Source organism: Mangrovicoccus ximenensis, assembly GCF_003056725.1.
Classification (GTDB): domain Bacteria; phylum Pseudomonadota; class Alphaproteobacteria; order Rhodobacterales; family Rhodobacteraceae; genus Mangrovicoccus; species Mangrovicoccus ximenensis.
Genome location: NZ_QBKZ01000025.1, coordinates 244729 through 264000, shown reverse-complemented (window position 1 = coordinate 264000; position 19272 = coordinate 244729). Strand labels below are relative to the sequence as shown.

Here is a 19272-nt window from a genome sequence, read left to right as displayed (position 1 = left end):
ATGCAGCCGATCCCGGGCCCGATCGAGCTCCCGCGCCGGAGCAGGCCGCCGCCTTGTGCCGTCCACCTGCTCCGGCGCGGGAACGAGCGAGCGGCCTCCAAGGGCGAAGCACGGAAAGCTCCGCCCGCCGACCATGAAAATGCCGCCGATGATGGCCGCCGGGCGGCTGCGCTGGCGGCCCCGCAGCGCAGCGGTGCCTTGTCTGTCGAGCGGCAGTCTCCGGTCGTCCCGCGCCTCGCATGGACTTTCGGCGCCCGGCGCAGCCGCCGCGATCTCATCTTCCGGTCGCGCAGCCTGCCCTCGGGCATGTTGCCGAAGTGGTGCTGCAGCTCCCGCATGACCCGTCCGGCATATCGCCTGCGCTTTTGCTGGACCTTGCGCGTGCTGAACCTGCCATGCACCGGGTTCGTCCCGCCAACCGGGCCAGACGGCGGGCGAGCCGGACACAGGGCTGCCGCAGGTTCACCCCCCCTTCCTGCCCCAAGGCAAACGGCTTGCCGCGCCCGCGCCCGCAGGGGGGCAGCTCCGCCGGGGCCCCGGCTGCCTTTTCCGGCCGAGATCATCCGGGACAGCATGGTTTCCGCGCCGTCCCGGGCTTGCCCGGACCAATGCCACAGGCTGCGCCACGCGCCGATCCGGTTGCGTCCTCCCTTCGGAAACGAGGGCGCAACCGGCGGACGGCGCCGGAAGTCTGCCTCGCCGGAGACAGGCCCGCGGCAAGGATTTTCGCCCCGGTACGCGACGGATTTGTCGGAAAACCAACGGGCGTTCTGCAGGAAAAACCGCCCGGCGCCCAGCCGCAGCTGCATTGCCGGACGGCCGGTCGCGAGCCGGCAGGCCCGGGCCATTGGCACCCGAAGCTCTCCAAGCCGTTCAGCCCGGTGATCTGCATCGGCGCGTGGCGCAGATCGATCCTGTCGGTGAGGCGCCGGTGAAGCAAATCATTCTGCGGGCTCGTGCCCTGCCGCTGCCTCGACGGTCCCCTAGCGTCTTCCGGCCGCCGATGTTTCATCCGCGGCCTGAAATCGCGGGATTTCGGCATGAGCCTGGCCGGGTCCTGCGGGGCATGGCAAAGGATATCGCCGGAAGGCTGCAAGACATGGATGCGGCGCCCGCCGTTCCGGGCCGACGAGACGGGCCGGGGTGTCCAAGGCAGGAGCGCCCCCATGACGGACCGGACCCGCCCGAAGCGCAGGCCAGCGGCCCTCCGAGCTGGCCGCTCTGCCACGCGGAGCCGGAAACGCCTGCAGGCGAGGTCGGCTGGAGGCCCCGCGGCGCGCTCTGTCCTCCTCGGCGAAGGCGGCCAGCCGAAGCCGCAAAGCTGCGCATGTCCGCTGCAGGGCAGCACCCCGGCGGGGCGTCCGAAAAGACCGGAAGATTGCCTGGCGAACCGGCCCGGATGGCGGAACACGGCCCGGAAATTTTTCCGCCGCCACGGGGGCGGCCCAGGTCCGCCTGCGGCGGGAAGAAGCGCTGCGGGATCACCGGCGACAGGACCGCACCGCGCGGCAGGGGCGTCCGGCTCCCGGACCATCTGCGGCCACAGCGGCACCGTCCCGTATCGGGTGGACAAGGCCCTGCCCGGCCTCTGCGCCGCGCGCCGCCGCTGCGCCTAGCCCGGGATGCGCTCCGAAATCCAGCGGGCGAATTCCCAGTTCGGCCGTTCCAGATGCGACAGCGGGCCGGGCGCGGCGAAGCGGCTCTGCATCCCCTTCCAGACCCGCTCGGTGCAGCCGCGATCCTCGTCATTCACCTCGTCGAGCAAGCCTTTCAGCGCCGCGAAATGCGCCTCCGCCTCCGGATCGGCCATGAAATCGGGCGACAGGCCGCCGCCGAACAGGATCTTCACATGGTCCGGCCCGTCAGGCGTCAGCGAGAGATACCAGAAATAGCCCGGCGTCAGCGTGACAAGCAGCGACGGGTAGAGCGCCAGCAGCCAGGTGCGCCGCCGGTCTTCGCCCTTGAGCCCGGCATTCGACGGATGCGCCAGCGCCAGCGGCACCCGCTCGTCCTTCAGGATGTGGTGGTAGTTGAAACCCGGGAAGCCCTCGGGGCAGACCATCTCGGAAAGCTTCGAGGCGCCGCCGATCGTGCCGGCATGGCACATCGGCAGATGGTAGCTTTCCATGAAATTCTCGGCGAGGATCTTCCAGTTGGTGTTCCAGCGGTGTTCCTCGCGGAAGGTCTCGGTGTAGCTTTCCATGCCGAGATAGCCGACCAGCCCCTCGATCCCGGCGAAGACCTCCTCCGGCGGCGGCAGCTCCGGATCGAGCGTCAGCAGGATCCAGCCCTTCCAGTCTTCGGCGCGGATTTCCGGCAGGCGCGTCTCCGCCCTGCAGAAGCTGCCGTTGCGTTCCATCGCGGGGGCGCCGCGCAGCGAGCCGTCGAGATTGTAGGTCCAGGCATGGTAGGGACAGGTGATTGCCCGCACATGGCCGCGCCCCTCGAGCAGCACCGACATCCGGTGGCGGCAGACATTCGACAGGGCGCGCAGCCGCCCCTCGCCGTCGCGCAGCACGATCACCGGCTCGCCCGCGATCTCCAGCGCCAGGTAGTCTCCCGGTGACGCCAGCGCATCCGCGCGGCCCGCGCAGATCCAGCTTTTGGCAAAGATTTCGGATTGTTCCGCCGCCAGGAACTCGGGAGAGACATAGACGGAGACCGGCATCGCCGCGGCCTCTCCGAAGGGCCGGGCGACAGTGCGGGCAAGCTCGGCGGCGGGGCTGGTCATGCGGGGCTCCTCGGCGGACAGGTCGGCAGGCCAGACCCTGCGCCCGGCCCTCCGCTGCGGCAAGCCGGTTCTGCCTCAGCAGCGGATAGGCCGCGCCGAAGCCGCCGTTCAGCCCGCCAGCACCAGCCAGCGGTTGCCGCTCATCACCCGCCAGGCATTGTTCAGGATCGGCACGTTCAGCCCGTTCTTGTTGAGCTTCTTCGCGGCGTCCTCGCTGCCCGCGCCCATCTCGGCAAAAAGCAGCAGCAGCTGCACCAGCGTCTCGTAGTTGCGCAGCATGCCGATCTTGTACTCGGACCTTGCGGTGCCGTCCTTTCCGAGGCTCGCGGAGAGTTTCGCCTCTTCGCGCGCGCCCTTGAAGACCGCCAGCAGCGCCCCGCCCAGATCGGCGGCCAGACCTGCGGCACTGGCAAAACCCCCGGCATCGGCGACATTCAGGTTCGGCGCCGGGCCGAAGAACGCATGGTCGGGCGTGCGCTCGTTGCCGACGATGCCGGCAAGGTCGGCCAGCGGACTGGTCGGCCGCCGGACGTATTTCAGCGTGCTGACCACCGACTCGATCTCGCCGGCGATGCGGATCAGGTTGCTGGCATCCTGGGTCGGGGCCCGCAGCTCCCGGTCCGGCTTGCTTTCGTAGAAGCTGTCGACCATCGCCTTGATCCGGGGATATTTCGACTTGCACCATTCATGGACGTCGCTCATTTCCGGCCTCCCTGCCCGCCTCCCGGGCCTGCTTTGGCCAAGCATACCAGAACGGCGCCCGCGGTCGGTGACTTTCCGCACAGGCGGTGCCGCGCCGGACGCTTCCCACGGCGCGGGAAACAGGCTAGATGCGGCGGCATGTCCCAGAATCCCCCGTCCCTCCGTCCGGACCTCGCTCCGAAGGGCCGCTTCGACGAGCCCGCCCGCCCCGGCCAGCCGACCATCGGCATGGTCTCCCTCGGCTGTCCCAAGGCGCTGGTCGACAGCGAACGCATCCTGACCCGGCTGCGCGCCGAGGGCTATGCGATCTCGCCCGACTACCAGGGCGCGGAGGCGGTGATCGTCAATACCTGCGGCTTCCTCGACAGCGCCAAGGCCGAAAGCCTCGAGGCGATCGGCGAGGCGCTGCGCGAGAACGGCAAGGTGATCGTCACCGGCTGCCTCGGGGCGGAGCCCGAATACATCACCGGCGTGCATCCCAAGGTGCTGGCCGTGACCGGGCCGCATCAATACGAGCAGGTTCTGGATGCCGTGCATGGCGCCGTGCCGCCCGCGCCCGATCCGTTCATCGACCTGCTGCCCGCCAGCGGGGTCAGCCTGACTCCGCGGCATTACAGCTATCTGAAGATTTCCGAGGGCTGCAACCACAAGTGCAAGTTCTGCATCATCCCCGACATGCGCGGGCGGCTGGCGTCGCGCCCGCACAAGGCGGTGATGCGCGAGGCCGAAAAGCTGGTCGAAGCGGGCGTGCGGGAACTGCTGGTGATCAGCCAGGACACCTCGGCCTATGGCACCGACTGGGCCGACCGGCCGTCGAAGGCGCCGATCCTCGACCTGGCGCGCGACCTGGGCTCTTTGGGCGCCTGGGTGCGGATGCACTACGTCTATCCCTATCCGCATGTGCGCGACCTGGTGCCGATGATGGAGGCCGCCGCCACCGGCCAGGGGCTGCTGCCCTATCTCGACATCCCGTTCCAGCACGCCCATCCGGACACGCTGAAGCGCATGGCGCGTCCGGCCGCCGCGTCGCGGACGCTGGAGGAAATCGCCGCCTGGCGCACCGCGGTGCCGGACCTGACGCTGCGCTCGACCTTCATCGTCGGCTATCCCGGCGAGACCGAGGCCGAGTTCCAGCATCTGCTCGACTGGATGGACGAGGCCCAGCTCGACCGGGTCGGCTGCTTCCAGTACGAGAACGTCAAGGGCGCCCGCGCCAATGACCTGCCGGACCATGTGCCCGCCGAGGTCAAGCAGGAGCGCTGGGAGCGCTTCATGGAGAAGGCGCAGGCGATCTCCGAGGCGAAGCTCGAAGCCAAGGTCGGCAAGGTGATCCAGGTCATCGTCGACGAGGTCGACGGCGAGGCCGCGACCTGCCGCACCATGGCAGACGCGCCCGAGATCGACGGCAACCTGTTCATCGACGAAGGCTTCGACGCGCTCAAGCCCGGCGACATCGTCACCGTCGAGGTCGACGAGGCCGGCGAGTACGATCTCTGGGGCCGGCTCGTCTGAGCCGCCCCGCCTCCCGGCCCGCCCCGGGCCGGGAATTCCGGCGTCTGTGCCATTCCTCACGGACCCGCACCCTTCCCCAGGGTCATGATCGTTCCAGAAACGCATGTGCGGGCGTGTCCGCCATGCCAGCCGAGGGGGGATTGCATGGACATGCTCGAACGGGCCGGAGCGGCCGAAATCCTCGGGGTCGCGGGATTCGCGCTCTATGCCGTCGCCTATGCCGGGATCAGCATCGGACGGATCACCGGCGACAGCCCGTCCTTCTATGCGCTCAACGGCCTCGCCGCGCTGGCGGTGCTGGCCAGCCTGACGATGGATTTCAACCTCGGCTCGGTGATGATCCAGGTCTTCTATCTCGCCGTCAGCCTGGCCGGGCTCTGGTCCCGGCTGCGGGCCGGGCGGCCGGGCGCTACTGCGTGCGCCGCACCCGCGCCATCGTATCTTTCACCACCTTGATGCGGTCGGCATTCGGCGGGTGGGTGCCGAGGAACTGGTCCCCCGGATCGCGGGCGCGGGCGAAGTAGTTGATGCCGACCACCGGGTCATAGCCCGCGTAAAAGGCGATCTGCGCGCCGAGGCTGTCTGCCTCCAGCTCGTAATTCTTGGAATAGGCGCGCGACCCGGCAAAGGCGCCCATCTGCTGGGCATTGGCGATCAGCGAGGAATCCCCGCCGAGCGCCGCGGCGGCAAGCCCGGCCGCGATCGCCGCGGCCTCGGTGCTGCTCTGCTGGCGCGGAATGTGGTCGCCGATATGATGCGCCGCCTCGTGCGAGATCACGAAGGCGACCTCGTCGGCATTGTCGAGTTCGTCGAGCAGCGTCTGGTTCACCACCAGAAGCGGCTGGCCGCTTTCGGTCCGGGTCTGGTAGGCATTCGCCGGCTTCGAGGGATCGCGGTCCAGCACGATGCGGTAGTTGCAGTCCCTCTGGCCCGGCGTCGACCGGCAGAATTGTTCGGCCACCGGCTCGACCCGGCCGACGATCACGGAAAACGACTTGGTGGCGGGCGCCGGCGTCGGCGTCCCCGAGATCGCCGCAGCCGATCCCGCATTGCCCTGCCCGCCCTGCGGCGCCACCGGAACGGCACAGGCCTGAAGCCCGAGCGCCGCAACCAGCAGCAGTGACGGAACAGCCGATCTTCCCAGGCGCATGCATCTCTCCTCACCCAGCCAGTACAAGTATCTAGCGGCGCCCTCCGGTGCAGACAAGACGCGTGCCGCTCACGGTTGATCCATCGGCGCAGGAGTCTATCCTTGCGCCATGTCCCGCGCCTGCCGCTCCGTCACGGTGATCTACAACGGCGACTGCCCGGCCTGCGCCGCCGGGATCGGCCTGCATGCCCGCGCCGCCCGGACCCGCGCGCTGCCGCTCCGCTTCGAGGATCTCAATGCCTGCGACCTGGCCCGGCCGGGGCTCCAGACCGCTCCGTGCGCCGCGCCGTCTTCCGCCAGATAGGCCGGATCGGCACAGGGGACAAAGCCGCCCTCGCCGCCCGCGGCAGCCCCCGGCAGGGTGGCCGCCGCCACCAGCAGCGCGGCAAGACGCCCCCGCTTCCGTTCCATCTGCATGCCTCCTCCGTCCTCGCCCCGATGGCCAGCCTAGCACCCGCAACCCTGAATTGCAGTCCGTGCGGCCGCCTGTCCGGCACATCGCCTGCCATGTTTGCCCGGTTGCACGGCCGGGACGTCCGGGCCTGCGCAAATCGGCCGCATCCCGCAGCGGCCCGCGTCACCGCCCTTGGCCCGCGACATTGCGAGCCCGGCATGACTCCATCGGCCTGCGGCCATGGCCCCGCCGAAACCGGAGACACCGGCAGCAGCATCCCGCGATCGCCCTGCACGGGCAATCCGGCAGCGTGCAAGGCTCACGGAGCGGCGCACGGCACCCCGGTGCTCCGGGGGCGGACCATCGCGACAGGCGCCAAACCGGTCGCGACATAAAGATGTCCGGGCGGGACAGCGTCCCGACCCGTGCGCTCATGCCCCCCGGATTGCGCCAAGCGCAGGGAACCCCGGCGGCAGGGGCCCCTGCCACTGCCGCGATCTCGGGGCCGGTCCCGGCGATGCCCCCGGCCCGCGCAGCCCGCCGCACATGGCTCCGCCGGCACAAAGTGCAGGTCGATCGCCCGCCGAAGGGAAATCCATGCCTTGCAACCGGGCTGCCGCACCTCCAGATGGTGGGCGGGGCCACGTCCCCCCCCCCCTTGAAGAGGGCAGAAGACCGGGACGGCCCGGCGGTCCGAAGCAAGGAGCTCACCGTGGCCTGGACCTATCTCGTCATTGCCGGTCTTCTCGAAATCGCCTGGGCGCTGCTGATGAAGCAATCCGCGGGCTTCACCCGTTTCTGGCCGAGCCTCGGCACGGTCGTCTTCATGGCGGCGAGCTTCGCGCTGCTGGCGCAGGCGAGGCCATTCCGACGCCGATGTCGGCATGCACGCCATCACCGACGCGATCTACGGCGCGCTGGCCGAAGGCGATATCGGCCGCCACTTTCCGCCCTCGGACCCGCAATGGAAGGGCGCGGCGAGCGAGATCTTCCTGCGCCACGCCGTCGATCTGGCCCGCGCGCGCGGCTTCGCCGTCACCAATATCGACTGCACGCTGATCTGCGAGCGCCCCAAGGTCGGGCCCCACGCAGAGGCGATGATGACCGCCCTGGCGGAAATCACCGGCATCGAGGCGGGGCGGATCAGCGTCAAGGCGACCACCTCCGAGCGGCTGGGCTTCACCGGGCGCGAGGAAGGCATCGCCGCCATCGCCACCTGCACGGTGGTTGCACAATGAGACCGTCGCGCCTGATCGGCACTTTCGGCGGCGTCGGCCTGCTGCGTCCCGCCCCCGGCACCTGGGGCTCCGCCGCCGCCATCCCGCTGGGCTATGTCCTNGCACGGGCTGGGCGGTTTCGCCTTGCTGTCGCTGGCCACGCTCGCCGTCTTTGCGGCAGGCATCTGGGCCTNGCCGCGCCGAACGCGCCGCCACCGGNCAAGAAGGACGCGTCGGAAATCGTCATCGACGAGGTCGCCGGACAATGGGTCGCGATGTGGCCGCTGTCGCTGGGCCTGAGCCATGCCGGGGTCGATCCCTGGCTGNTTCCCCTGGCCGGGCNTGGGTCGGCGCCTTCGTGATGTTCCGCCTCTTCGACATCTGGAAACCGGGGCCGGTGGGCTGGGCCGACCGCAAGGACGCGCCCCACTGGGTGATGGTCGATGACGTGATCGCGGGCCTGATGGCCGCCGTCACCGTCGCCTTCGCCGCCTTCATCGCCNCATGGAGTGCTGGGGGCATGAGTGCGGCGCGGCTTCTCGAGCTGGCCCGCGCCCGGGGCGTGATGATCGCCACCGCGGAAAGCTGCACCGCCGGGCTGATTTCCGGCGCAATCACCGAGGTGGCGGGCAGTTCCGCCATCTTCGACCGCGGCTTCGTCACCTATACCAACCAGGCCAAGATCGAGATGCTGGCGGTCCATCCGCGCACGNCTCCAGGCGGTCGGTGCCGTCTCCGAAGACGTCGCGCGGGAAATGGCCGAAGGGGCGCTGAACCGCTCGGCCGCGGATCTGGCCGTCGCGGTGACCGGCATCGCGGGCCCCGGCGGATCGGAGCACAAGCCGGAAGGCCGGGTCTGTTTCGGCCTCGCCCAGACCGGCCGCAAGACCGTCACCGAGACCGTCGATTTCGGCGCGATCGGCCGCACCGAGGTCCGCGCCGCGACCGTCGCGCATGCGCTGGAGCTNGCTTGCGGCGCGGCTTTCCGAAGNGGTGATTGCAGCCCGCAACCGCCCCGGTTGCAAACTGCAACTGCCGCCGATCAGCCCTGCGGACCGTAGATCTTCGCAGCGCGCTCCTCGAAGGCGCGCACGATCCGCTGCATCGCCTCGTTGAACACGACCCCGATCACGCCCTGCAGCACGCGGTTGCGGAATTCGAAATCGGTCGAGAACTCCACCGTGCAGCCGCCCTCGGGGCGGTCGGCGAATTCCCAGGTCGACTGCATGTAGCGGAAGGGGCCGTCGATATATTCGGTGTCGATCCGCCGCTTCTCGGGCCAGAGCGTCACGCGCGAGCCGAATTTCTCGCGGAAGACCTTGAAAGAGATGACCAGGTCGGCCTCCATGACCTCGNTGGTCCCCGGCCTGCTTGCGCGAGCGGATCCGCGCCGCGGCGCACCAGGGCAGGAATTTCGGATAGGATCCCACATCCGCGACAAGCGCATACATGTCGTCGGCGGAATAGGGCAGCTGGCGGGTCTCTTGGTGCTTGGGCATCGGTCTCGTGGAACTTCCTGCGGTCGCGGTGTTATCCTAGCGATCACGAGCAAAGTTCAAGGGGGCGTCATGCCTGAAAGACCCTATGTGATCGACCAGATGATCTCGGCCAAGGCCATCGCGGCCCGGATCGAGGCGCTGGCCCGCGAAATCGAGACCGCCTATGCGGGCGTCGACAAGCTGGTCGTGGTCGGTCTGCTGCGCGGCAGCTTCATCTTCATCTCCGACCTGGTGCGCGAGCTCGACATGGGCATCGAGGTCGATTTCATCGAAGCGTCCTCCTATGGCGACGCCACCGAATCGAGCCGAGAGGTCCGCATCCTGAAGGACCTGCGCAGCGGCATCGAGGGGCGCGACGTGCTGGTGGTGGAGGACGTGGTCGATACCGGCTTCACGCTGCACCATGTCACCAACATGCTGAAATCGCGCAATCCCAAGTCGCTGGCGACGATCGCGCTTCTCGACAAGCCGTCGCGCCGCGAGGTCGATTTCAAGGCACGCTGGATCGGCTTCGAGATCCCCGACGANATTCGTCGTCGGCTACGGCATCGATTTCGCGCAGCGCAACCGCAACCTGCCCTATATCGGCAAGGTCCGCTTCCTCGACTGAGGCGGCTCCGGCTGCGCCGCAATGGCGCGGCCACGGATTTGTCATTGGCCCGGGGCGGCAAGCCGCCCCACCATGGCTCGCATTGCTTCACGATTTGGAGAACGGATGATGGGATTTCTCAGGGGATTGGCGGCGCTGGCGCTCGTCGCGCTGATCGGCTTCGGGATGTTCCTGTGGCTCACCGCCCCGGGCAAGCTGGCCCGCGACACGCGGCAGGCCCTGCAGGCAGCCGAAGCAGATGTCGGGCGCGGCGAGCGCATCTTCCTGGCCGCGGGCTGCGCCTCCTGCCATGCCGCCCCCGACGCGGAGGGCGAGGACCGGCTGGTGCTGGCGGGCGGCATGCGCTTCCCGTCGGAATTCGGCACCTTCGTCGCCCCGAACATCTCGCCCGCGCCCGAAGGCATCGGCGGCTGGAGCACCGAGGATCTGGCGCTGGCGCTGACCCGCGGCGTCTCGCCCGAGGGGCAGCATTACTATCCCGCCTTCCCCTACACCGCCTATATCCGGATGCTCCCCGGCGACATCGCCGACCTCAAGGCCTACATGGACACGCTCCCGGCCTCCGACGTCCCGAGCCAGCCGCATGAAGTGGGCTTTCCCTTCAACATCCGCCGCGCCCTGGGCGGCTGGAAATGGATGTTCCTCGGCGACGACTGGGTGATCGAAGACGCGCCCGAGGAGGGCCGCTACCTGGTGGAGGCGCTCGGCCATTGCGGCGAATGCCACACGCCGCGCAACCTGCTCGGCGCCACCATCCGCAGCGCCTGGCTCGGCGGCGCGCCCAATCCCGACGGCCAGGGCACGGTGCCGGACATTTCGCCCGGCGGGCTCGACTGGTCGGAGGCGGACATCGCCTATTACCTCGAATCGGGCTTCACCCCGGATTTCGATTCGGTCGGCGGCCACATGGCCTTCATCGTCGACAATTACGCGAAGCTGCCCGCGGAGGACCGCGCCGCCGTCGCCGCCTATCTGAAGGCACTGCCGACGATCGACTGAGGCGTCAGAAACCTTCGACCGTGAAGATCAGCGGCGCATGGTCCGAGAAGGCCGCGATCCAGGCGTCGCGGCCGGGACCCGGCGCGGCTTCGGCCCAGCCGCCGACGCGCACCCTCGCCCCGCCCGGAAGCGCGGCGATCCCGACATTCNGCCGTCGCATAGACATGGNTCGAGCATCGCCGGACCGTAGCTGCCTGCCGAGCCTTCCCAGTAGCTCGCGTCGTGCGAAGCCGGTTGGCGGTGCAGGCCGGCCACGGCCAGCACCCGGTCGAGCCGGGCGATTTCCTGGCGCGAATCGAGATCGGCATCGGAATAGGTCGTGTTCAGCCCCATCGTGTTGAGATCGCCGACCAGCAGCATCCGCGCCTCCTCCGGGGCATTGGCCCGGTCGAGCGCCCGCTTCAGGCCGCGGACCTTCTCGAACATCGCGTCGCGCAGGCCGAATCCCTCGGGCGCCGGGCTGCTTTTGAGATGCGCGAAGAGGATGGTCAGCGGCCGGCCATCCGGATTGGTCAGCGTCAGGAGCGCGCCGGGCCGCAAGCTCAGGTTGTTGCGGCGGAACTNCGTCGCGCTGGGTGAAGAAGGCGGAAATTCCGCCACGCACGCCGATCAGGATTTCCTGGCTCTGCGGGCCTTCGGTGATGTTCAGAACGTATCCGGGGAAGCGCCGGGTCAGCTCGCCGAAGACCGTGCTGCCCTCGACCTCGATCAGGGCGAAGATGTCGGGGGCCTCGGCCTCGAGCGCGGCGCCCACCCGCTCGATCCGGCCTGCCCGCGCACCGCGTCCCCGGCCGCTGAAATGCTCGACATTCCAGGACAGGATTTTCAGCCGCATCTGATCCCCCGGGCNAAGCCATGCCCGGAGGGTAGCACGGAACCCTCCATCCAGGCGGGATTTATGCCGGCAGCTTGCCCATCTTCTTCAGGCGGTTGTCGCGCAGCCGGGCGAAATCGTCGCCCGCATGGTAGCTCGAGCGGGTCAGCGGCGTGGCCGAGACCATCAGGAAGCCCTTGCCATAGGCCACGGTCTCGTAGCTCTTGAACTCCTCGGGCGTGACGAAGCGGTCGACGGCATGGTGCTTGGGCGTCGGCTGCAGGTACTGGCCGATGGTCAGGAAATCGACATCGGCGGCGCGCATGTCATCCATGATCTGGTGCACCGCCTGCTTGTCCTCGCCGAGGCCGACCATGATGCCGGACTTGGTGAACATGGTCGGGTCCATTTCCTTCACGCGCTGCAGCAGCCGCAGAGAATGGAAGTAGCGCGCGCCGGGACGGACCTCCGGATAGAGGCCGGGCACGGTCTCGAGATTGTGGTTGAACACGTCCGGGCGCGCCTCGACGATGACCTCCAGCGCCTCGGGGCCGCATTTGAGGAAGTCGGGCGTCAGGATCTCGATCGTGGTCTCGGGCGAGCGGTGGCGGATCGCGCGGATGGTCTGGGCGAAATGCTCGGCGCCGCCATCCTTCAGGTCGTCGCGGTCGACCGAGGTTACGACGACATGGTTCAGCCCCAGCTTCTGCACGGCATCGGCGACGCGGCCCGGCTCGAACACGTCGAGCGTGTCCGGACGCCCGGTGGCGACGTTGCAGAAGGTGCAGCCGCGGGTGCAGATGTCGCCCATGATCATCATGGTGGCATGGCCCTGCGACCAGCACTCCCCGGCATTCGGGCAGGCCGCTTCCTGGCAGACCGTGACCAGCTTGTGCTCGTCCATGATCGCCTTGGTCTTGCGGTAGCCTTCCGAGCCCGGCGCCTTCACGCGGATCCAGTCCGGCTTCTTCGGCTGGGCATTGTCCTTGCGGTGCGCCTTCTCGGGATGGCGTTCGCCGGGGATCTTCAGGTCGCGCATGNGGGGCCTCCAAGTTTCATGCCGCTATATACCCTTATACGGGGATCGGCAAAGGGGACATGGCCCGGGCCGCAACCCTGCCATGTGCGAATCGCCTTGGCAGCCGGCGGCTCCCTTCCGCCGGGGGCGCCNCGGGCGGCGCACGGAAATTGAGCAAAACACTCGGATACCCGCGGAATCCTGGCACATCCGGTCGCGGGGCGCATTTGCTGCCTTGCGGCGAAGTTTGGAAAGGTTCTAAAAGGGCCGTGCTGCGACGCGGCACCTGCCCGTTGCCAGAGAATTCATGCTCCCGATGATGAGGATACCCCGATGAAAGCCGGACTTCCCCTGCCGAAAGTCACCTTCAAGACCCGCGTCCGCGACGAGGCCGTCGGCGGGCCGAACCCGTTCCGCTGGCAGGACATGACCACCGACGATTACTTCGCCGGCAAGCGCGTCATCCTGTTCTCCCTGCCGGGCGCCTTCACCCCGACCTGCTCGACCTACCAGCTGCCGGGCTTCGANGGGCAACTTCGAGAAGTTCAAGGAACTGGGCATCGACGAAATCTACTGCATGTCGGTCAATGACAGCTTCGTCATGAACAAGTGGAAAGAGGCCCAGGGCATCGACAACGTCAAGGTCATCCCGGACGGCTCGGGCGAGTTCACCCGCCGCATGGGCATGCTGGTCCAGAAGGACAACCTGGGCTTCGGCGCGCGCTCCTGGCGCTATGCCGCCGTCGTCAAGGACGGCGTGATCGAAGCCTGGTTCGAAGAGCCCGGCCTGTGCGACAACTTCGGCGAAGACCCCTATGGCGAGTCCTCCCCCGAGACCCTGATGGCCTACCTGGAAAAGGCCAAGACCGAAGCCGCGTAAGCGCAGCCGGTACGCGGTTGCATGCTGCAACCGCAAAAGGAAAGGGGCCCGGCGGGCCCCTTTTGCCTGTCCGGACCCCGGCCGGTCAGCCGATCAGCGGACCGAACTTGCCATGGGTTTCCTCGTAATGGCGCTTGAGCCGCTGCAGCGCGATCCTGAGCACCACCTTGCCCGAGCGCGCCGACCAGCCCATCCGCTTCTCGCAGCTCTCCATGCCTTCGAGATAGCAGCAGCAGCGCAGCACCACGTCGCCCAGCCCCGGCCCCAGATCCTGGAGCGCCGCCTGCACCCGGTCGCGCGCCGCCTGCGGGCCGTATCCGGTGCCTTCGCCGGAGCCCGGCTGCGTCNCGGTCGCCCGCGGTCAGGAAGGCCTCCCAGTTCTGCGTGGTGCGCGGCCCCATCTGCGCCAGCTCGAAATCCTCGCGCAGCCGTTCGCCCGCCGCCACCAGCGCGTTCGACAGGAAGGGCTGGCCGTCCTTGTCGCGGCGCCGCGCCAGCACCGAAAGCNGGCGACTCCGCCAGGTTGTACTTCACCCGCTGGCCGCGGCCGCCCGGTTCCGCGATTTCGCGCTCTTCCATGTCGCGATGCTGGGCGGCGAAGGGCGACATGGCCTCGGCGAAGCCCTCCTGCTCTTCCCCGGCCAGCATCCTGCGCAGCNGCGGCGCGGCCGCCCTGGGTCAGTGCATAGCGCGAAATCCGCCCCGTGGTCCGGCAGGCGATCCAGTCCTTCAGGGCCATCGCCCTTCAGCGCCGCCGTGTGCGGCACCTTCACGCCGCAGAGCATCACATGGTCGCCGGGCTCGAAAGCGTGCACGTCGAAGCCGTTGCCGGTGCGGATATCCATGGTCCGGGGTTCCCGTTCCTGCCTCTGCAGGATCGCCGCGGCGCGCGCGAAATCCTGCGGATGGGTGACTTTCAGATTGTTTTCATCCCCTTCGACGATGGCAACGTCAAGCCCATGGGCGCGGGCGACCTCGACGTCGTCGGCGGCGGGGGCGCCGGTCCAGGCGGCATGGGCCGACCGGATCGCCGCCGCCCGGAAGCCCTGCGGCGTCTGCGCATTGCGCAGCAATGCCCGGGAGGGGACGGGCAGGTGCAGCGCCCCCTTGGAGCCGCGGTCGCCCGACGAAGGGCACCGGCCAACCCAGCCCGGACAGGTCCAGCAGGCTTGCCACGAAACCGGTCGCCAGCGGGCCCGGACCGATGGCGCCTCGCTGGCTCACCCTGGCGAAGCGGCAGCCCGAGAAGGACTTTGAGGGTCAGGCAGGCCTGGATCGCCGCGTCGCTGCACGCTTGCTGGCGGCCGCGACGTCCGGAAGGCACTGCCTCCCACTGCATCGAAGGATCGAACCAGACGGTCAGCGATCCACGCTGCTTCAGCGCCTCGCTCGCCGCTGCGCCCGGACCGGTGGCGCGCACCGGCGAGCTGCGCGGGCCAATTGGTGGTCTTACAGGTCGGCTTCGGCGGTCTGCTCATGCGAGCCCGCTACGACATTGGATTCACGAAGTGAATCCTGGAGCATCTTTGTGCAACAAGGCCCGGGGGAACTGGGCTCTGTTGATATCACCCGGCTCTCCCAAGTTCGACAGTTAATCCGATAAGTGATTGATATTGTTCATTCCGAAATGGCGTTTGTGTGACTGCGCGAAGGCTCAGGCGGGTTTCGGAAGGCTCAATGCATCGAAACGTCCGGCGGACCCGGCCCGGAGGCTCTGCCGCGCGCGCAAGGCAAACCAGCGTGACCCCCTCGCCGCCCTCGTATCCGCCGACGGCTCTGCCGCGCGCGCAAGGCAAACCAGCCCGGGATCCGGCCCCGGAGCAGCGCCGTTTCTGCCCTCGCGGCAATCTCCGCGAAATGGCGCGCGCGGGTTTGAAGCCGCGATGCAGCACGCTATAGAGGGACAGCACGACCCATAAGGGAGTTCCCATGATCCGTCTGCTGCTCACCCTGGCCTTTCTCCTCCCGGCCTGCACCGTCGCGGTCCCGGCACGCGCGGAATTCGAGACCCAGGCGACCTCCGCCTATGTCGTCGACCTGACGACCGGCACCGTCCTCCTGGACAAGAATGCCGACATCCCGCTGCCGCCGGCCTCGATGTCGAAGCTGATGACGGTCTACATGCTGTTCGAAGCGCTGCGCGACAACCCGAACGTCTCGCTCGACACCCGCTTCGGCGTCTCCACCAAGGCGCGCGAGATGGGCGGCTCCACCATGTTCCTCAACGAGCGCGACCGCCCGACGGTGGACGAGCTTCTGCACGGGATCATCGTCCAGTCCGGCAATGACGCGACGGTGGTCGTGGCCGAGGGGCTGGCGGGCACCGAGGACGCCTTCGCGCGGCTGATGAACCAGCGGGCGCAGGATCTGGGCATGACCAACTCGACCTTCGCCAATGCGAGCGGCTGGCCGAACCCGATCCACCGGATGAGCACCCATGACCTGGCGACGCTGGCCACCCGCATCATCACGGACTTCCCGGAATACTACGGCTATTTCTCGATCCCGGAATGGGATTTCGACGGGCGCGCGCCGCAGAACCGGTTCAACCGCAACCCGCTCCTCGGTCTCGGCATCGGCGCCGACGGGCTGAAGACCGGCCATACCAGCGAAGCGGGCTATGGCCTCGTCGGCTCCGCCATGCAGGGCGACCGCCGCATCGTCTTCGTGATCTCCGGGCTGCAATCCTCGGATGCCCGCGCCGAAGAGGCCGAGCGGATCGTCAACTGGGGCTTCCGCCAGTTCGTCAAGACCGACCTGCTGACCCAGGGCCAGAAGGTCGCCGCCGCGCCGGTCTGGATGGGCGACGTGCAGGAAATCGGCCTGGTCGCGCCGCAGGACGCCTCGGTGCTGGTGCCGTCGATCAATCTCGGCGAGATGACCGCGACGGTCGAATTCACCGGTCCGCTCGAGGCGCCGATCTCGGCAGGCGAGCCGGTCGCCGATCTGGTCGTGCGCCGCGAGGGTCTGCCGGACGCGCATATCCCGCTGGTCTCCGACCGCGACGTGATCCGCGGCGGCTTCGTGCCGCGCGTGCGCACCGCCACCAACGTGCTGGCGCAGAAGCTGGTGACCCAGGTGCAGGGGCTGTTTTGAGCCGCGGCCGCTTCATCAGCTTCGAGGGGATCGACGGCTCGGGCAAGTCCACCCAGGCAAGGCGGCTGGCCGCCACGCTGCGGGAGCGCGGCCTGCCGGTGACGCTGACCCGCGAGCCGGGCGGATCGCCCGGCGCCGAGGAGATCCGCCGCCCCGTAGGACGCCAGCCGGGCGTCGCCGCCGCCATCGGTTTCCAGCACGAAGAGCGCGCCCGAGACCGGCGAGACGGCAAGCCGCTGATAGCGTCCCTCGGTCGGGATCAGCGCCAGCGGCGCCGCCTGCGAGGCGACCGTGCCGGCCCGCCAGACGCCGACGCCGTGCAGCCCGTCGGCAAATCCCCAGGACTGGCCCGCGAAGAAGACCAGGCCGGTCTCGCGGCTCGACTGGGTGTCGTGGAGCTGCTCCGGCCCTTCGAGCAGCGCGGTCAGATCATGAGTCTGCGCCGCCTCGTCGGTGTCGGAGACGAAGACATATCCATGCGCGCTGCCCGCGCGGGTGTCGACCGCGACCTGCAGGCGCTGTTCCACCTCGTTGACGTGCAGCGATTTCGGCAGCTGCGCGCCGAAGGTCATGGTGTGGACCCAGTCGAGCCGCGGCCGCTGCGGCACCGCCGCCGCCGCCGAGACCTCGGGATCGGCCGCCAGCAGCACCACCTCGACATCCTCGAGCACCCGGCCGAATTCCGTGGCGCCCGCCTCGCCGCAGCCGGGCAGCACAGCCGCGGCCCGGTCGCGCGCAGGCTCTCGGGCGTGGTCGGGTTGTCGAAGCCGATCCGCGTGACGTGGAGCTGCGTGCCCGCAGGCATCAGCCGCGCGGCATCGCCCTCGATCGTCAGGTCGGTGGCCAGCGCCACGAGCCCGAAGCGCCGCACCGGGCCGGGTCCGAACATCGCTGCCTCTCCTGCCTAGATGACCAGCACCGGCACATCCGTCAGGCTGGTGACCTTGTGGCTCACCGAGCCCAGCATGTAGCCCTCGGACGAGCCGAGCCCGCGCGAGCCCAGCACGATCAGATCGCAATCCTTGTCGCGCGCGAAGGACACGATGGTGCGCGCATAGGGGCCGGTCTTGATGAAGGCCTGCACCGAGGCCACGCCCAGCTCCTGCGCATGGGCCTTGGCCGCTTCGGCCTCCTCGCGCGCCACCGCCCGCATCACGTCGTCGAGATGCGCGCCCTTCTCCTCGCTGCCGCGCACCATGGACAGCGACGCCTCCAGCATCGAATGGTGGCGGTACACCGTCAGCACCACCAGCGTGCCGCCGGTCAGCCTGGCCAGCTCCGCCGCTTTCTCAAGCGCCGCCCAGGCGCCTTTCGAGCCGTCATAGCCCAGCAGGATTTTCTTGAACATCTCGGCCTCCTCCTCACTTCGCGAATGCCAGGTCGCGCAGGAAGAGCGCGATTTCCGGCACGAAGATCAGCAGGACCGCCACGCCCAGCAGCATCAGGATGAAGGGCGGCGTGCCTTTCACGACCTCCGCATAGGGCCGCCGGAACACGGCGATGGCGGTGAAGATATCGCAGCCGAAGGGCGGCGTGGCGGACCCGATGGCGACCTGCAGCGTGATGATCGTGCCGACCAGCACCGGGTCGAGCCCGGCCGACTGCACCACCGGCGCGAAGATCGGCACCAGGATCAGGATCACCACGATCGGATCGACGAACATGCAGCCGACGAAGAAGGCGACCGAGATGGTGAAGAGGATGCCGTAGGGCCCCATCTGGTCGATGCCGATGCCGGCCAGCACCTGCTGCGGGATCTGGGCGAAGCTGATCACGTAGGAAAACGCCGCGCCCGCGCCGACGAGGATGAAGACCACCGCGGTGATCAGGCCGGTCGACTTGGCGGTGGCATAGAGCTGCTTCACCGACATCTCGCGGAACACGCCCATTTCGAGGATCAGCGCATAGAGCACGCAGGCCGCCGCCGCCTCGGTGGGCGAGAAGATGCCGCCATAGATGCCGCCGACGATGATCACCGGGAAGCCCAGCGGCCAGAGCGCGCGGCGGACCGCCTGTCCGCGCTCGGCCCAGCTCGCTTTCGGCTCGGTCGGCACGTTGTGCCGCTTGGCGTAGAAATACGAATAGATCGAGAACAGCAGGAGGATCAGCAGCCCCGGCCCGATGCCCGCGATGAAGAGTTCGGAAATCGAGGTGCCCGAGACCACGCCGTAGATGATCATGCCGATCGAGGGCGGAATCAGGAAGGCGATGTCGGAGGCGTTGACGATCAGCGCCAGCACGAAATTGTCCTTGTAGCCCGCCTGCAGCATCCGCGGCCGCAACGGCCCGCCCACCGCGACCACCGTCGCCTGGGTGGAGCCCGAGACCGCGCCGAACAGCGTGCAGGCCGTGGCGGTCGAGACCGCGAGACCGCCCTTGAGGTGGCCGACGAAGGCCATGACCAGGTCGATCAGCCGCGAGGCCGACTGGCCACGGGTCATGATGTCGGCGGCGAAGATGAACATCGGCACGGCGATCAGGCTGGCGGGCCGGATGCCCGCGAGGATCTGCTGCACCATCGTGTCGAGCTGTCCCAGACCGCCGAACAGCGACACGAAGCCGATCAGCGACCCGGCGATCAGCGGGATCATCATCGGGAAGCCGAGCAGCAAGAGCACGATCATCGTGCCGAAGATGGCGAGGCTCATGG

At 68.5% G+C, this 19272-nt stretch carries 13 protein-coding genes and 10 pseudogenes; 13 read left to right on the top strand and 10 right to left on the bottom strand.

All coding sequences use genetic code 11. The features are described from left to right. Positions 1-1612 precede the first annotated feature (1612 nt). Together C7T91_RS29140 and C7T91_RS29135 are read right to left on the bottom strand one after the other, a co-directional pair. Positions 1613-2731, bottom strand: a complete 1119-nt coding sequence (locus tag C7T91_RS29140; RefSeq protein ID WP_108263349.1) for an aromatic ring-hydroxylating oxygenase subunit alpha — start codon at positions 2729-2731, stop codon at positions 1613-1615. 108 nt (positions 2732-2839) lie between these two features. Then, entirely contained in the window at positions 2840-3433 is a 594-nt protein-coding gene (locus C7T91_RS29135) for a hypothetical protein (RefSeq protein ID WP_108263348.1), read from the bottom strand. A gap of 138 nt (positions 3434-3571) precedes the next feature. Between C7T91_RS29135 and rimO the strand changes: the two genes are divergently transcribed. Both rimO and C7T91_RS29125 read left to right on the top strand, forming a co-directional pair. Then, a complete protein-coding gene (gene rimO / locus C7T91_RS29130) occupies positions 3572-4945 on the top strand; it encodes a 30S ribosomal protein S12 methylthiotransferase RimO (RefSeq protein ID WP_108263347.1) in 1374 nt (457 codons plus the stop codon). A 144-nt stretch (positions 4946-5089) separates the two neighbouring features. Beyond that, positions 5090-5401: a CBU_0592 family membrane protein gene (locus C7T91_RS29125; RefSeq protein WP_108263346.1), complete on the top strand. Its 312-nt coding sequence runs from the start codon at positions 5090-5092 to the stop codon at positions 5399-5401. On the opposite strand, the gene C7T91_RS29120 is transcribed toward C7T91_RS29125, so the two are convergent. Both C7T91_RS29120 and C7T91_RS33050 read right to left on the bottom strand, forming a co-directional pair. After that, positions 5355-6095, bottom strand: a complete 741-nt coding sequence (locus C7T91_RS29120) for a M48 family metallopeptidase (RefSeq protein ID WP_108263345.1) — start codon at positions 6093-6095, stop codon at positions 5355-5357. The genes C7T91_RS29125 and C7T91_RS29120 overlap by 47 nt on opposite strands. A 141-nt stretch (positions 6096-6236) precedes the next feature. Beyond that, on the bottom strand, positions 6237-6506 hold the full coding sequence (locus C7T91_RS33050; RefSeq protein ID WP_161556157.1) for a hypothetical protein: 270 nt from the start codon (positions 6504-6506) through the stop codon (positions 6237-6239). Between the two features lie 380 nt (positions 6507-6886). On the opposite strand from C7T91_RS33050, the pseudogene C7T91_RS38805 reads away from it, so the two are divergent. The 5 genes and pseudogenes from C7T91_RS38805 to C7T91_RS29095 form a co-directional block, all read left to right on the top strand. Further along, positions 6887-7288, top strand: a pseudogene (locus tag C7T91_RS38805) (DMT family transporter); the annotation flags it as partial. Between the two features lie 58 nt (positions 7289-7346). Further along, positions 7347-7727: pseudogene (ispF, locus tag C7T91_RS29105) on the top strand (2-C-methyl-D-erythritol 2,4-cyclodiphosphate synthase); the annotation flags it as partial. Then, positions 7724-8068, top strand: a complete 345-nt coding sequence (locus C7T91_RS29100; protein WP_269102721.1) for a phosphatidylglycerophosphatase A family protein — start codon at positions 7724-7726, stop codon at positions 8066-8068. The pseudogene ispF and the gene C7T91_RS29100, both read left to right, overlap by 4 nt. Then, positions 8068-8136 (top strand): annotated as a pseudogene (locus tag C7T91_RS38225) (phosphatidylglycerophosphatase A); the annotation flags it as partial. The gene C7T91_RS29100 and the pseudogene C7T91_RS38225, both read left to right, overlap by 1 nt. A gap of 90 nt (positions 8137-8226) precedes the next feature. Next, positions 8227-8767, top strand: a pseudogene (locus C7T91_RS29095) (CinA family protein). Here the strand turns inward: C7T91_RS29095 and C7T91_RS29090 are convergent. Beyond that, positions 8749-9205 (bottom strand): annotated as a pseudogene (locus tag C7T91_RS29090) (type II toxin-antitoxin system RatA family toxin). The pseudogenes C7T91_RS29095 and C7T91_RS29090 overlap by 19 nt on opposite strands. A gap of 69 nt (positions 9206-9274) precedes the next feature. On the opposite strand from C7T91_RS29090, the pseudogene hpt reads away from it, so the two are divergent. From hpt to C7T91_RS29070, 3 genes and pseudogenes are all read left to right on the top strand, one after another. Beyond that, positions 9275-9815, top strand: a pseudogene (hpt, locus tag C7T91_RS29085) (hypoxanthine phosphoribosyltransferase). Between the two features lie 108 nt (positions 9816-9923). Next, positions 9924-10814 (top strand): cytochrome c, encoded by an 891-nt coding sequence (locus C7T91_RS29080; protein ID WP_108263342.1) that lies wholly within the window; start codon positions 9924-9926, stop codon positions 10812-10814. 641 nt (positions 10815-11455) lie between these two features. Then, complete coding sequence (locus C7T91_RS29070) at positions 11456-11653, top strand: hypothetical protein (RefSeq protein ID WP_108263340.1); 198 nt, start codon at positions 11456-11458, stop codon at positions 11651-11653. 57 nt (positions 11654-11710) lie between these two features. Here the strand turns inward: C7T91_RS29070 and lipA are convergent, their stop codons facing one another. Beyond that, positions 11711-12667, bottom strand: a complete 957-nt coding sequence (lipA, locus tag C7T91_RS29065; protein WP_108263339.1) for a lipoyl synthase — start codon at positions 12665-12667, stop codon at positions 11711-11713. A 312-nt stretch (positions 12668-12979) separates the two neighbouring features. On the opposite strand from lipA, the pseudogene C7T91_RS29060 reads away from it, so the two are divergent. After that, a pseudogene (locus tag C7T91_RS29060) lies at positions 12980-13526 on the top strand (redoxin family protein). An 85-nt stretch (positions 13527-13611) separates the two neighbouring features. Here C7T91_RS29060 and C7T91_RS37410 read toward each other — a convergent pair. Beyond that, positions 13612-14271 (bottom strand): annotated as a pseudogene (locus C7T91_RS37410) (DUF6456 domain-containing protein); the annotation flags it as partial. Further along, a pseudogene (locus tag C7T91_RS40180) lies at positions 14267-15004 on the bottom strand (2-C-methyl-D-erythritol 4-phosphate cytidylyltransferase); the annotation flags it as partial. The pseudogenes C7T91_RS37410 and C7T91_RS40180, both read right to left, overlap by 5 nt. Positions 15005-15455: 451 nt before the next feature. Here C7T91_RS40180 and C7T91_RS29040 point away from each other — a divergent pair. Then, positions 15456-16622 carry a D-alanyl-D-alanine carboxypeptidase family protein gene (locus C7T91_RS29040; protein WP_108263338.1) on the top strand — a complete coding sequence of 389 codons (1167 nt, stop codon included), beginning with the start codon at positions 15456-15458 and terminating at the stop codon, positions 16620-16622. After that, a pseudogene (locus C7T91_RS37400) lies at positions 16619-16780 on the top strand (dTMP kinase); the annotation flags it as partial. The gene C7T91_RS29040 and the pseudogene C7T91_RS37400, both read left to right, overlap by 4 nt. Positions 16781-17526: 746 nt before the next feature. On the opposite strand, the gene C7T91_RS29030 reads toward C7T91_RS37400, so the two are convergent. Both C7T91_RS29030 and C7T91_RS29025 read right to left on the bottom strand, forming a co-directional pair. Beyond that, positions 17527-17970 carry a universal stress protein gene (locus C7T91_RS29030; protein ID WP_108263336.1) on the bottom strand — a complete coding sequence of 148 codons (444 nt, stop codon included), beginning with the start codon at positions 17968-17970 and terminating at the stop codon, positions 17527-17529. Between the two features lie 13 nt (positions 17971-17983). Continuing rightward, positions 17984-19270 carry a TRAP transporter large permease gene (locus C7T91_RS29025; RefSeq protein WP_108263335.1) on the bottom strand — a complete coding sequence of 429 codons (1287 nt, stop codon included), beginning with the start codon at positions 19268-19270 and terminating at the stop codon, positions 17984-17986. Positions 19271-19272 lie beyond the last annotated feature (2 nt).

Coding starts and splice junctions, on each gene's coding strand:
- C7T91_RS29140 (WP_108263349.1), bottom strand. CDS start 2,731: ATGACCAGCCCCGCCGCCGAGCTTGCCCGCACTGTCGCCCGGCCCTTC.
- C7T91_RS29135 (WP_108263348.1), bottom strand. CDS start 3,433: ATGAGCGACGTCCATGAATGGTGCAAGTCGAAATATCCCCGGATCAAG.
- rimO (WP_108263347.1), top strand. CDS start 3,572: ATGTCCCAGAATCCCCCGTCCCTCCGTCCGGACCTCGCTCCGAAGGGC.
- C7T91_RS29125 (WP_108263346.1), top strand. CDS start 5,090: ATGGACATGCTCGAACGGGCCGGAGCGGCCGAAATCCTCGGGGTCGCG.
- C7T91_RS29120 (WP_108263345.1), bottom strand. CDS start 6,095: ATGCGCCTGGGAAGATCGGCTGTTCCGTCACTGCTGCTGGTTGCGGCG.
- C7T91_RS33050 (WP_161556157.1), bottom strand. CDS start 6,506: ATGGAACGGAAGCGGGGGCGTCTTGCCGCGCTGCTGGTGGCGGCGGCC.
- C7T91_RS29080 (WP_108263342.1), top strand. CDS start 9,924: ATGGGATTTCTCAGGGGATTGGCGGCGCTGGCGCTCGTCGCGCTGATC.
- C7T91_RS29070 (WP_108263340.1), top strand. CDS start 11,456: ATGTTCAGAACGTATCCGGGGAAGCGCCGGGTCAGCTCGCCGAAGACC.
- lipA (WP_108263339.1), bottom strand. CDS start 12,667: ATGCGCGACCTGAAGATCCCCGGCGAACGCCATCCCGAGAAGGCGCAC.
- C7T91_RS29040 (WP_108263338.1), top strand. CDS start 15,456: ATGATCCGTCTGCTGCTCACCCTGGCCTTTCTCCTCCCGGCCTGCACC.
- C7T91_RS29030 (WP_108263336.1), bottom strand. CDS start 17,970: ATGTTCAAGAAAATCCTGCTGGGCTATGACGGCTCGAAAGGCGCCTGG.
- C7T91_RS29025 (WP_108263335.1), bottom strand. CDS start 19,270: ATGAGCCTCGCCATCTTCGGCACGATGATCGTGCTCTTGCTGCTCGGC.